The sequence below is a fragment of the Metabacillus sp. B2-18 genome, from assembly GCF_021117275.1.
Lineage (GTDB): Bacteria > Bacillota > Bacilli > Bacillales > Bacillaceae > Metabacillus.
The window spans coordinates 4306544-4319072 of the sequence record NZ_CP088245.1 but is presented as its reverse complement, the minus strand read 5'-3'; the positions used below and the strand labels follow the sequence as shown (position 1 = coordinate 4319072).

General features: G+C 39.7%; 13 protein-coding genes. All 13 read left to right on the top strand.

Going from position 1 to position 12529, the window contains the following annotated elements:
- Positions 1-28 precede the first annotated feature (28 nt).
- On the top strand, positions 29-976 hold the full coding sequence (locus tag LPC09_RS21865) for a nucleoside recognition domain-containing protein (protein WP_098799194.1): 948 nt from the start codon (positions 29-31) through the stop codon (positions 974-976).
- Entirely contained in the window at positions 966-1607 is a 642-nt protein-coding gene (gene ppaX / locus LPC09_RS21860) for a pyrophosphatase PpaX (RefSeq protein ID WP_231308275.1), read from the top strand. Before LPC09_RS21865 ends, ppaX begins: the two co-directional genes overlap by 11 nt.
- A 1-nt stretch (position 1608) precedes the next feature.
- Positions 1609-2133, top strand: a complete 525-nt coding sequence (locus LPC09_RS21855; RefSeq protein ID WP_231308274.1) for an acyltransferase — start codon at positions 1609-1611, stop codon at positions 2131-2133.
- Positions 2134-3106: 973 nt separating this feature from the next.
- Positions 3107-4273, top strand: coding sequence for an ATP phosphoribosyltransferase regulatory subunit (locus LPC09_RS21850; protein WP_442920001.1), 1167 nt, complete (start codon positions 3107-3109; stop codon positions 4271-4273).
- A 1-nt stretch (position 4274) separates the two neighbouring features.
- Positions 4275-4904, top strand: coding sequence for an ATP phosphoribosyltransferase (gene hisG, locus LPC09_RS21845; protein ID WP_098797873.1), 630 nt, complete (start codon positions 4275-4277; stop codon positions 4902-4904).
- A 4-nt stretch (positions 4905-4908) separates the two neighbouring features.
- Positions 4909-6177 carry a histidinol dehydrogenase gene (gene hisD / locus LPC09_RS21840; RefSeq protein WP_098797872.1) on the top strand — a complete coding sequence of 423 codons (1269 nt, stop codon included), beginning with the start codon at positions 4909-4911 and terminating at the stop codon, positions 6175-6177.
- A gap of 15 nt (positions 6178-6192) precedes the next feature.
- Positions 6193-6783, top strand: a complete 591-nt coding sequence (hisB, locus tag LPC09_RS21835; protein ID WP_098797871.1) for an imidazoleglycerol-phosphate dehydratase HisB — start codon at positions 6193-6195, stop codon at positions 6781-6783.
- Positions 6780-7415 (top strand): imidazole glycerol phosphate synthase subunit HisH, encoded by a 636-nt coding sequence (gene hisH / locus LPC09_RS21830; RefSeq protein WP_176551109.1) that lies wholly within the window; start codon positions 6780-6782, stop codon positions 7413-7415. Before hisB ends, hisH begins: the two co-directional genes overlap by 4 nt.
- On the top strand, positions 7412-8149 hold the full coding sequence (gene hisA, locus LPC09_RS21825) for a 1-(5-phosphoribosyl)-5-[(5-phosphoribosylamino)methylideneamino]imidazole-4-carboxamide isomerase (protein ID WP_098797869.1): 738 nt from the start codon (positions 7412-7414) through the stop codon (positions 8147-8149). Before hisH ends, hisA begins: the two co-directional genes overlap by 4 nt.
- On the top strand, positions 8146-8904 hold the full coding sequence (gene hisF, locus LPC09_RS21820) for an imidazole glycerol phosphate synthase subunit HisF (protein WP_098797868.1): 759 nt from the start codon (positions 8146-8148) through the stop codon (positions 8902-8904). The genes hisA and hisF overlap by 4 nt, the downstream gene beginning before the upstream one ends.
- Positions 8901-9521, top strand: a complete 621-nt coding sequence (hisIE, locus tag LPC09_RS21815; protein WP_098797867.1) for a bifunctional phosphoribosyl-AMP cyclohydrolase/phosphoribosyl-ATP diphosphatase HisIE — start codon at positions 8901-8903, stop codon at positions 9519-9521. Before hisF ends, hisIE begins: the two co-directional genes overlap by 4 nt.
- A 221-nt stretch (positions 9522-9742) precedes the next feature.
- Positions 9743-11191 carry a tetratricopeptide repeat protein gene (locus LPC09_RS21810; protein ID WP_231308272.1) on the top strand — a complete coding sequence of 483 codons (1449 nt, stop codon included), beginning with the start codon at positions 9743-9745 and terminating at the stop codon, positions 11189-11191.
- A 362-nt stretch (positions 11192-11553) separates the two neighbouring features.
- Positions 11554-12504 carry a thioredoxin-disulfide reductase gene (gene trxB, locus LPC09_RS21805; RefSeq protein ID WP_231308271.1) on the top strand — a complete coding sequence of 317 codons (951 nt, stop codon included), beginning with the start codon at positions 11554-11556 and terminating at the stop codon, positions 12502-12504.
- The last annotated feature ends 25 nt before the right edge of the window (positions 12505-12529 follow it).

The following is a 12529-nucleotide window of genomic DNA, read 5'->3' as shown; positions in this document are numbered from 1 at the left end:
TTGCTTAACATTAAGGGAGAGGGTTGAAGTGGGAAAAAGCTTTAAAACCGGTCTGCAATCTGGCTTACAAACAACATGGACACTGGGTAAGGTTATTTTTCCAATTACATTAGTTGTGAGCTTGCTGCAGTATACGCCAATTCTGGATTGGATTGTTCAGCTTATTTCACCTCTAATGGGGATCTTTGGGCTTTCAGGAGAAGCGGCAATTCCATTGGTTATCGGAAACTTCCTAAATCTTTATGCAGGAATTGGTGCGATCTTATCTTTGGATTTAAGTGTAAAAGAAGTATTTATACTAGCCACAATGCTTTCGTTTTCACACAATCTATTAGTGGAATCCTCTGTTGCGGCAAAGGTCGGTTTAAAGCTTTGGATTATTTTGCTTGTTAGACTTGGCCTTGCCTTTAGTTCAGCTATCATTATTAACCTTGTTTGGCAAGGTGGAAGCGAGATGGCTCAGTACGGATTTGTTAGTCAAACAGCTGTAACTCCAGATGGATGGCTAGAGATTATCGGGTTAGCTTTACAAAAGGCAGCATTAGGTGTTGTTCAATTAGCACTTATCGTTATTCCGCTAATGATTGTGATTCAATATATGAAAGATTTAGGTTTATTAAATGTATTTACAAGATGGATGGCCCCTGTTACTCGCATGCTTGGGATGAAAGAAAACACATCGATGACCTTAGTGGCAGGCCTTACAATTGGCTTAGCATATGGAGCAGGTGTCATGATTCAGGCTGTAAAAGAAGATGGTGTTAGCTATAAAGATTTAACATTAGCATTTATTTTTCTAGTATCCTGTCATGCTGTTGTAGAGGATACGTTAATCTTCATTCCACTGGGGATCCCAGTTTGGCCATTGCTAGCTATTCGTTTATCAGTAGCCATTATTTTAACTATAACAGTTGCCGCAATTTGGCGAAAACTTGAAGCAGCACCAAGAAGAAAGGAAGCGACGTATGAAAATTAATACTCTATTATTTGACCTAGACGGAACATTAATCAATACAAATGAATTAATCATTGAATCCTTTCTCCATACTTTACATTCGTATTACCCGAATCAATATAAAAGAGAAGATGTGTTACCGTTTATAGGACCAACTCTTTATGATACGTTCAATAGCATTAACGCTGAAAAAGTGGAAGAAATGGTGAAAGTGTACCGCAAATTCAATCATGAACAGCATGATGTTCTTGTAAAAGAGTATGAGACCGTTTTTGAAACAGTAAAAACATTGAAGGAAAAAGGTTTTAAGCTAGGTATTGTCACAACGAAAATTCGTGCCACTGTAAATATGGGCTTAACATTAACAAAGCTTGATCAGTTTTTTGATGTAGTTGTCACGCTTGATGATGTTGAAAATGCAAAACCACATCCAGAGCCAGTTCTAAAAGCATTGGAGCAGTTAGGATCAAAACCTGAGGAAGCCATTATGGTCGGAGATAATCACCATGATGTAGAGGCAGGTAAAAATGCTGGCACTAAAACAGCGGGAGTTGCGTGGAGCATTAAAGGAAGAGACTACATTAGCAGCCACAATCCCGATTACTTACTTGAAACAATGAGTGATCTATTACCAATAGTCGGAGTGGAATAAGGTGAGAAGAACAACACGTTATCCTGTCACAGGAGCAAATTCATTATGGCATGTATATAAAACCGTGCCGTTTTGGAAGGTTGTTAAAAACTTTATTGTGATTCAGCTTGCGAGGTATACACCGTTTTTAGGAATGAAAAATTGGCTGTACCGCAATTTTTTGCGGATGAAGGTTGGCGATCAAACATCATTCGCCCTTATGGTCATGCTTGATGTGATGTTCCCAGAAAAAATTTCAGTTGGTCAAAACACGGTAATTGGCTATAATACCACGATTTTAGCTCATGAATATTTGATTAATGAATACCGCCTCGGAGATGTTGAAATTGGTAGCGAAGTACTAATTGGCGCTAACTCAACGATTTTACCAGGTGTGATCATCGGAGATGGGGCCATTGTTTCAGCAGGAACTCTTGTTCACAAAGATGTCCCAGCAGGAGCATTTGTCGGCGGTAACCCCATGAGAATCATCTATACAAAAGAAGAGCTGGCAAACAGGGGAGGAGAGGCTGCTAGTCATGACTAGTGGTCTTTTCTTTTTAAGGTCTGGGTGTGGACAAGCTTTTGGAGTGTTGTTTGTGGGTGTGGTGAACGACGAAATAGAGGGTGAAAGAGCAGGTAGTGTCGTTCATAAGGTTGATGAAGACCAAACCAAGAGTAGCAAGCACGAGAAATGGTCTTCATAAGGTTGATGAAGACCAAACCAAGAGTAGCAAGCACGGGAAAAGGTCTTCATAAGGTTGATGAAGACCAAACCGGGAGTAGCAAGCACGGGAAATGGTCTTCATAAGGTCGATGAAGACCAAACCAAGAGTAGCAAGCACGGGAAATGGTCTTCATAAGCACGATGAAGACCAAACCGGGAGGAGCAAGCACGAGAAATGGTCTTCATAAGGTTAATGAAGACCAAACCAAGAGTAGCAAGCACGGGAAAAGGTCTTCATAAGGTTGATGAAGACCAAACCAAGAGTAGCAAGCACGGGAAAAGGTCTTCATAAGGTTGATGAAGACCAAACCAAGAGTAGCAAGCACGGGAAATGGTCTTCATAAGGTTGATGAAGACCAAACCAAGAGTAGCAAGCACGGGAAATGGTCTTCATAAGCACGATGAAGACCAAACCGGGAGGAGCAAGCACGAGAAATGGTCTTCATAAGGTTGATGAAGACCAAACCGGGAGTGGCAAGCACGAGAAAAGGTCTTCATAAGCGTATGAAGCCCAAAACAGGTACAGCAATCACGAGAAATAACCTTCATAAAGATAAAGGCCCAATTAATATGCAACACCACAGGCACACCACCACTCTATTAACATTTAATTAAACGTTTGTTTAACTAAAGAAGTCAGAATAGCGCGTGAAATTAAATAGCCTTTTATATCCAAAATAAGCATGATTTCCTTGAAAAAGCTCCTTCACTTTGGTAGTATATTAGCATATTAGCGAGGTAAAGGATTCTGAAAATTAATGATAAGTAAACAATGACGGGGGTACAGACACACATGTTTATGTTTGAAAAACCGCTTGGAATGGTTGATACATTACCAAATTTATATGAAGTAAAGAAGAAGACTCGTCGTGCGATGACGAATGAGATAGAAGCATGGGGTTTTGAATTTATTGAAACACCGACTCTTGAATATTACGAAACCGTCGGAGTACAGTCTGCGATATTAGATCAACAGCTTTTTAAATTGCTAGATCAACAAGGTCATACTTTAGTGCTGCGTCCGGATATGACAGCACCAATCGCACGTGTGGCTGCATCGAAATTATTTAATAATCTTTATCCGCAGCGCCTTGCTTACTCTGCAAATGTTTTCCGTGCACAGCAGAACGAAGGTGGCCGCCCGGCTGAGTTTGAACAAGTGGGTGTTGAATTAATTGGTGACGGAACGACAAGCGCAGATGCTGAAGCCATTGCGTTAATGATTTCTGTTTTAAAGAAAGCTGGACTTAAGAACTTTAAAATTGCAATCGGTCATATTGGATATGCTAACGCCTTATTCAAAGAGGTACTTGGCAATCAAGAACGTGCAGACGTGTTAAGACGTTTTCTTTATGAGAAAAATTATGTTGGCTATCGTGAGCATGTGAAGGGCTTGCCATTATCATCAATTGATAAAGAACGTTTATTTACATTACTAAAATTACGTGGTGGGATCGAGAAGGTAGATGAGGCGAAGGAGCTTGTTACCTCTCAAGAAGCACGAAGTTCATTAGAAGAAGTTTCTCAATTATGGAATGCGCTTGAAGCATATCAAGTTACAGACTATTTAAAGCTAGATTTAAATATTGTGAGTCATATGAGCTATTATACGGGTGTTTTATTTGAGGTGTACGCTGACAATGTTGGTTTTATCATCGGAAATGGTGGACGTTATGACCACTTATTCGAGAAATTCAATCGTGCTGCACCAGCAACAGGTTTTGGTCTTCACCTTGATCGATTGATTGAAGCACTTAATGAAACAGAAGAGGCTAAACTTCAATGTGTAATTTATAGTCAAGAACGACGTGTTGAAGCGATTTCGTTTGCAACAGAGCTACGTGAAGATGGCAAACGAGTGGTGATGCAGGATATCACAGGTATTAAAGATGTTGATGCCTATACGAAGAAATTTGAAGAAGTAAGCTATTTTATCGGATCAAGAAAGGAGGAGCTGTAGGATGAGTCAGTTATTAACGATTGCGATGCCAAAGGGAAGAATTTTTGAAGAGGCAGCAGATATGCTTCGTAAAGCAGATTATCAGCTTCCTCCTGAGTTTGATGAATCAAGAAAATTAATTTTAGATGTTCCAAATGAGAATATTCGCTTTATCTTGGCTAAGCCAATGGACGTTGTCACATATGTTGAGCACGGTGTGGCTGACGTTGGAATTGCTGGAAAAGACGTTATGCTTGAGGAAGATCGTGACGTGTATGAGGTGCTGGATCTGAAGATTAGCGAATGCTACTTAGCTGTTGCTGGTCTTCCGAATGCCAAACTATCAGATGTAGCTCCAAAAGTAGCAACAAAATATCCGAAAGTTGCTTCAAGCTATTTCCGTGAGCAAGGTGAGCAGGTTGAAATTATTAAACTAAATGGTTCAATTGAGCTTGCCCCTTTAATTGGCTTGGCTGACCGAATTGTTGACATCGTTTCAACAGGACGAACATTAAAAGAAAATGGCTTAGTGGAGCTTGAGCATATTTGCCATATTACATCACGTCTTATTGTAAATCCGGTGAGCTATCGTATGAAGGATGAACCGATTGATGAGCTAGTGGAACGTTTATCGAAAGTAATTGGAGGATAAGTGAATGAAGATTACTCAAATTACAGACAAAAAGGTATCACTAAGAAGAACGATTGATACGGGAACAGAAGATCAACGTAAAATTGTTCAATCAATTATCGCAACCGTTCGAGAAGAAGGAGATTCAGCTCTTTTTTCTTATACAGAAAAATTCGATCGCGTTAACTTGTCTAACCTTAAAGTAACCGAAGAGGAATTTACAGCTGCATACGAAACACTTGATGAAGAATTAGTTGAGATTATCCGTGAAGCAGCAGCTAATATTCGTGTATTTCATGAAAAGCAAAAAAGAGAATCTTGGATCAGCTATGATGATAACGGCACGATGCTTGGACAAAAAATTACAGCTTTAGATGCAGTAGGTGTGTATGTACCAGGTGGGACAGCAGCCTATCCATCTTCAGTTTTAATGAATGTCATTCCGGCCCAAGTCGCAGGGGTGAAAAGAATAGTCATCACTTCTCCTCCAAATGAGCAAGGAACACTACCGGCAGGTGTTTTAGTTGCGGCGAAGGAGCTTGGCATTTCTGAAATATATAAAGTTGGCGGCGCTCAAGCAATTGCTGCGTTAGCGTATGGAACGGAAACGATTGCGGCAGTTGATAAGATTATGGGTCCTGGTAATATTTTTGTTGCCCTTGCGAAGCGTGAAGTGTTCGGCATTGTTGATATCGACATGATTGCAGGTCCAAGTGAAATTGTGGTACTAGCAGATGAAACAGCTAAACCAAACGAAATTGCAGCAGATCTCCTGTCACAGGCTGAGCATGATAAAAATTCATCTAGTATTCTTGTCACAACATCAATGAAACAGGCTGAAGAAGTGAAAGCGGAAGTGGAAAAGCAAGTAGAAACGCTCCCTAGAAAAGAGATTGCAAAGGCATCTGTTGAAGCATACGGTCACATTTATGTTGCGGATGATTTGGAAACAGCAATTGCGGTTGTTAATGAGCTAGCTCCTGAGCATCTTGAGGTGTTAACGGAAAATCCATTGGGGAGCTTAAATGATATCCGTCACGCTGGAGCCATTTTCCTTGGAAGATATAGCTCTGAGCCAGTCGGTGACTATTTCGCAGGTCCTAACCATGTGTTGCCAACGAATGGTACGGCACGTTTTTCAAGTCCATTAAATGTTGATGATTTTATGAAAAAATCCAGCATTATTTCTTATAGTGAAAAAGCATTTTTAAATAACTATTCAAAAGTTGCAAAGCTTGCACGCTTAGAAGGTTTAGAAGCACATGCACGCGCAATGGAAGAACGACTTAAATAAGGAGGAGAAATGAATATGACAAGAACAGCATCGATTGAACGTCAAACGAAAGAAACGCAAATTTCACTGTCTTTTAATATAGATGGAACAGGTCAATCATCTCTTAAAACAGATGTGCCATTCATGGATCATATGCTTGATCTTTTTACAAAGCACGGGCAATTTGATTTAACGGTAAATGCAAATGGAGATGTTGAAATCGACGATCACCACACAACAGAAGATATCGGCATTTGCCTTGGAAACGCATTGCGTGAGGCATTAGGCGATAAACGTGGCATTAAACGTTACGGAAATGCATTTGTTCCGATGGATGAGGCGTTAGCACAAGTTGTAGTTGACTTGAGTAACCGTCCACATCTTGAGTTTCGCGCTGAACTGCCAAGTCCTAAAGTCGGCACATTCGATACAGAGAATGTTCATGAATTTTTATGGAAGCTGGCTCTTGAGGCACGCATGAATTTACATGTGATTGTTCACTACGGTCATAATACACACCACATTATTGAAGCGATTTTTAAAGCATTAGCAAGAGCATTGGATGAGGCAACAAGTATTGACCCGCGTATGGAAGGGGTACTTCCTTCAACGAAAGGGATGTTATAAGCATGATCGCGATTATTGATTATGGAATGGGTAATTTATACAGCGTAAGTAAAGCGTTAGAGCGTATGAATGCTGACTATATTCTTTCAAGTGATGAAAAGGAACTGGCTAAAGCTGACGGCTACATTTTACCTGGAGTAGGTTCTTTTAAAGATGCAATGTCCATTTTAGACGAAACAGGCTTAACAAGCTTTATTCAAAAAGTTGTAGAAGAAGGCAAACCTTTGTTAGGTATTTGCTTGGGGATGCAGTTGCTTTTTGAGGAAAGTATTGAGAACGGGGAAGCGAAGGGGCTTGCTTTCTTACCTGGTAAAGTTATTAGAATACCTGAGTTAGCAGGCGGTGAGCAACTTAAAGTGCCACATATGGGCTGGAACAACTTAAATATGAAAAATGACAGCCCGTTACTTGCAGGTCTTTCCAGTGGTTATGCTTATTTTGTTCATTCTTATTATGTGGATGCAGCAGATCAAGATACATTGTTAGCCACGGCAAGCTATGGGGTAGAGGTCCCAGCTGTTGTTGGACGTGATAATGTGTATGGGACACAATTCCACCCGGAAAAAAGCAGTGAACTGGGATTAGCCATTTTAGAAAATTACATCAGCATTGTGGAGGGAGAAAAACGATGAGCCAATTTATTATTTATCCGGCAATTGATATGCGCGGCGGCAAATGCGTGCGATTGCTTCAAGGTGATTATAACAAGGAAACGGTGTACGGTGACTCTCCTTTTGATATGGCGAAGACGTTTGATGACCAAGGAGCAAGCTGGATTCATATGGTAGATTTAGATGGAGCGAAAGCAGGTAAGCTTGTAAACCATCAGCATGTCATTGATGCAGCTACGAAACTATCAGCTAAAATTCAAATTGGTGGTGGCATTCGTACGGAGGAAGATGTAGAGTTCTACCTTTCAAACGGAGTTGGCCGAGTGATTTTAGGTAGTGCAGCAATTTCTAATCCTGATTTTGTGAAAAAAATGCTAGCTACATATGGAGAAAAAATCGCAATTGGTATTGATGCGAAAGATGGTTATGTGTCAACAGAGGGCTGGTTGAATACATCAAATGTGAAAGCAACAGATCTTGGAAAAGAGCTTGCTGCTGCAGGTGCCGAGGTGTTTATTTTTACAGATATCGCAACAGACGGAATGCTTTCTGGACCTAATGTGGATGCGGTCGTTGAAATGGCAAAAGCAACAGGAAAAGAAGTAATTGCTTCTGGTGGGGTAAGCTCATTAAAAGATTTAGAGACTCTTGCTGAATATCAGCAAGAAGGTGTTGCGGGAGCGATTGTAGGAAAGGCGCTATACACAAATCAATTTTCTCTTACTGATGCTTTAAAGGTAGGAAAAACATCATGATTACAAAACGAATCATACCATGCTTAGATGTAAAAGAAGGACGAGTTGTAAAAGGAATTCAGTTTTTAGGACTAAGAGACGCAGGTGACCCAGTTGAGCTTGCCAAGTTTTATGACCAAGAAGGTGCAGATGAGCTTGTTTTTTTGGACATTTCAGCTTCACATGAAGGCCGAAAAACAATGGTTGATGTTGTAGAACAGGTTGCTGCTCAGCTAGCGATTCCTTTTACAGTTGGAGGAGGAATTAACTCACTCGAAGATATGAAAAGAATTCTTCGTGCAGGTGCCGATAAGGTTTCCTTAAACACAGCGGCTTTAGTAAATCCGGAGCTTATTACAGAGGGAGCTGGCTTCTTTGGCTCTCAGTGTATCGTTGTCGCAATTGATGCGAAATATGATGAAGAATTAGGCAGCTGGAGAGTGTTTACTCATGGTGGCCGAAATGCAACTGAATGGGAAGTTGTGGACTGGGCAAAGGAAGCTGTGAAACGTGGTGCCGGGGAAATTCTCCTCACAAGCATGGATAGTGATGGAGAAAAAAGCGGCTTTAATATCGCCCTAAATAAAGCGGTTAGTGAAGCGGTCACTGTTCCAGTTATTGCGTCAGGTGGAGCTGGAAATGCTGAGCACTTTTTACATGCTTTTCAAGAAGGAAAAGCAGATGCTGCTCTAGCTGCTTCGATTTTTCATTACAAAGAAACATCGGTTAAAGAAGTAAAAGCATATTTAGATCAACAGGGGGTGAATGTACGATGAACGTTAAATTTGACCAAAATGGCTTGGTTCCGGCAATCGTACAAGATGCAGCGAGTAAAGAAGTGTTAACGCTAGCTTATATGAATGAAGAATCGTTACAAAAAACGTTGGATACGAAGGAAACTTGGTTTTACAGCCGTTCTAGACAAGAACTTTGGCACAAAGGTGCAACGTCTGGGAATACACAAAAAGTGGTTGAAATGAGATATGATTGTGATCAAGATGCAATTCTTGTTCTTGTTCAGCCTCAAGGTCCAGCATGTCATACAGGTGCATATACATGCTTTAGTGAAACCATTGAGAAACAAGAAGTAACACCAGCACAAGATCGTTTCCAGATTTTAAATACATTAGAGAAATTAATTGCTGAACGTGAAAGTGAGCTTCCAGAAGGTTCGTATACAACTTACTTATTCACTGAAGGTGTAGATAAAATTTTGAAGAAGGTTGGAGAAGAAGCAGGGGAAGTCATTATTGCTTCTAAAAACCGTGACCATGACGAGTTGAAATGGGAAGTGGCTGATTTGGTATTTCACTTAATGGTTTTATTGCGAGAGCAGAAATTACCTCTAGATGATGTGTTAAAGGTTTTAGAGGAGAGACATGCTTCAAAATAGGCTGATGAAGGCAATCGTTTATAAGGGCGATTGCCTTTATGTTGTTACAAAAAGAATATTACACTAACTTCTGCATATAATGATATGTCTTTTTGAAAAATCCAACGTTTTATGAAGCCATGTTGTTGAGATATCTCTATGTGCATCGAAATATCTACTATTTTGATGAAGAATCTTGTGGTATACTTACGTACGGGAATTTAATGAAATGGAGGATCTCAGTGGGAAGACAATTGAGCAAACAACAAAAAAGAGCACAGGTTGTCCCGTTTCTCCAAGATGGACAATATTATTATAATAAGGGCCTAAAGGCATATCGTGAATATAACTATGAAAAGGCAAGTAAATATTTACAAAAGAGCATTGAGTTAGATCCGAATGACTCAATGAAGCTGTCACAGCTAGCAGCCATTTATACAGATATGGGGAAATACAGCCAATCAAATGAATTGCTATCACACATACTTAAAGAGCTTGATCAGGATATGACGGAATGTCATTATTTAATGGCAAATAACTACGCACATCTTGGGTTATTTCAGGAAGCCTACAAGTGTGCGACTGAATATGCAAATAAAGAGCCATATGGTGAGTTTACTGAAGAAAATGAAGATCTTATTGATCTTTTAACGATGGAAGATGATGATGAAGAGCCATTTTTAAAAGATCCTGATGATTTAATTTTAAAACAGGATGCGGCCAAATCACTACTTGAAACAAGTCAGTTTGAAGAAGCGATTTTACTTCTTGAGGAAATTGTTGCTGAATACCCTGAATTTTGGTCGGCACACAACAACTTATCTTTAGCCTATTTTTATGTCGGAGAAGTGGAAAAAGCCAAAGAGTACCTGCAAACTGTCCTTGAACGGAATCCAGGCAATTTACATGCTTATTGTAATCTTTTAGTATTCTATTATTATGAACGCCAGGATGACAAGGTTGAGGAGCTTGCAAATACTCTATCGACTGTACACCCGCTTTTATTCGAACATCGCTATAAATTGGGGGCAACATTTGCTTTAGTTGGCTATTATCCTTTAGCATACAAATGGCTTCGTTCACTACACAAGCAAGGCTACGAAGGTGATGAAGTATTCTACTATTGGCTATCATATGCAGCTTATTTTACAGGAAATGTATCATTCTCTGAGCAAATGTGGGAGCGAGTATTAAAGGAAAATAAAGATAAAGCAGGCTCAGAGCCGTGGAATTTGAACGCAGATTCAAATCAGCGAGTGAGCAATATGACACTAGAAGAGCGCCTATACGCAATTTTCTTGGCCATACAAACAAAAAATCTCGATCAACTACATGAATATCAATCATCAGCTGTCCCACAATCACAGCTTGAAAAGGAATTCATCAAACTAGCTTTATCTAAACATTTTGATTCATATGATCAGGTCTCGTCTCTCTATCAAATAGCAGAGTCTTTATTCGTTCATTCCGAGCATGATGAATTATTTTTGTTCTCATTCCGTATTTTAATGAAAGCTTATAAACAAAATTACTCGCTAAAAAACTATCAAGGCTGGGCTGCTGCTCTGGACTATGTATGGAGAAGCCAAGCGAACCAGTCAATTACACAAACTGTTATTGCTTCTGAGTATGGCACATCGGTCTCGTCTGTAGGAAAGTATGTAAAGCTTGTGAAAAGTATTTTAGCTTAAATGAAACCTGCCTAAGAGAGGGCGGGTTTTTTTATGTGTGAATTAAAAACGCAGATATATTCACAGAATCGCGGATAAAAGTGTGAAATCGCGGATAAATTCACAGAATCGCGGATAAAAGTAGGAAAATCGCGGATAAACCGTAACATGGCTGTTTGGAATACATCATCTCATCAGAAATCCCTACGATTTAAGTTCAAATTCATCCTCCCGCTCCGTAATGAGCAAAAATATGGCATGATTTCACTATATTTTATACGATGTCTATAAGGCAAAATGATGAAGACGGTAGTAAAAGGGTGTATGTGTCTTCTCGTATTGGCAGATAATCAAAGTAAAGGTCATTTTAAGGAGTGAACAACGTGTCAGAAGAAAAAATTTATGACGTTATCATTGCAGGAGCAGGTCCCGCTGGAATGACAGCTGCTGTTTATACGTCTCGTGCGAATTTATCAACGTTAATGATTGAGCGTGGAATACCGGGAGGCCAGATGGCAAATACAGAGGAAGTTGAAAACTATCCGGGCTTTGATCATATATTAGGACCTGAATTATCAACAAAAATGTTTGATCATGCAAAAAAATTTGGTGCTGAATATGCGTACGGTGATATACAGGAAATTATTGATGGTGAAGAATACAAAACAGTAAAAGCTGGGAAAAAAGAATATAAAACAAGAAGCATCATTATTGCAACAGGTGCAGAATACAAGAAAATCGGTGTTCCTGGAGAAAAAGAATTAGGTGGACGTGGCGTATCTTATTGCGCAGTTTGTGATGGTGCTTTCTTTAAAGGAAAAGAATTAGTTGTTGTTGGTGGCGGTGATTCAGCAGTAGAAGAGGGTGTTTATTTAACTCGATTCGCTTCAAAGGTTACAATTGTTCACCGTCGTGATGAATTAAGAGCGCAAAAAATTCTTCAGCAACGTGCATTTGATAATGAAAAGATTGACTTTATCTGGAATCATACAGTAAAAGAAATTCATGATGTAGACGGCAAGGTTGGCAAAGTGACCTTAGTGAACACACAAAATGGAGAAGAGCAAGAATTCAAAACAGATGGTGTGTTCATCTATATCGGAATGGTTCCACTATCAAAGCCGTTTGAAAGCCTTGGGATTACGAATGAAATGGGCTATATTGAAACAAATGACCGTATGGAAACAAGAGTTGAGGGGATTTTTGCAGCAGGAGATATCCGTGAAAAAATGCTCCGTCAAATTGTGACAGCTACAGGTGACGGTAGTATTGCGGCTCAAAGTGCTCAACACTATGTAGAGGAATTAGTTGAAAAACTTAAGGTGAATAAATAAATATTACAAACGTAAAAGAATGTCG

Excerpts from the sequence above, each read along its gene's own strand:
- hisF (WP_098797868.1), top strand. The coding sequence starts at position 8,146 with ATGATTACAAAACGAATCATACCATGCTTAGATGTAAAAGAAGGACGA.
- hisG (WP_098797873.1), top strand. The coding sequence starts at position 4,275 with ATGAGTCAGTTATTAACGATTGCGATGCCAAAGGGAAGAATTTTTGAA.
- hisD (WP_098797872.1), top strand. The coding sequence starts at position 4,909 with ATGAAGATTACTCAAATTACAGACAAAAAGGTATCACTAAGAAGAACG.
- hisIE (WP_098797867.1), top strand. The coding sequence starts at position 8,901 with ATGAACGTTAAATTTGACCAAAATGGCTTGGTTCCGGCAATCGTACAA.
- hisA (WP_098797869.1), top strand. The coding sequence starts at position 7,412 with ATGAGCCAATTTATTATTTATCCGGCAATTGATATGCGCGGCGGCAAA.
- hisB (WP_098797871.1), top strand. The coding sequence starts at position 6,193 with ATGACAAGAACAGCATCGATTGAACGTCAAACGAAAGAAACGCAAATT.
- LPC09_RS21850 (WP_442920001.1), top strand. The coding sequence starts at position 3,107 with ATGTTTATGTTTGAAAAACCGCTTGGAATGGTTGATACATTACCAAAT.
- ppaX (WP_231308275.1), top strand. The coding sequence starts at position 966 with ATGAAAATTAATACTCTATTATTTGACCTAGACGGAACATTAATCAAT.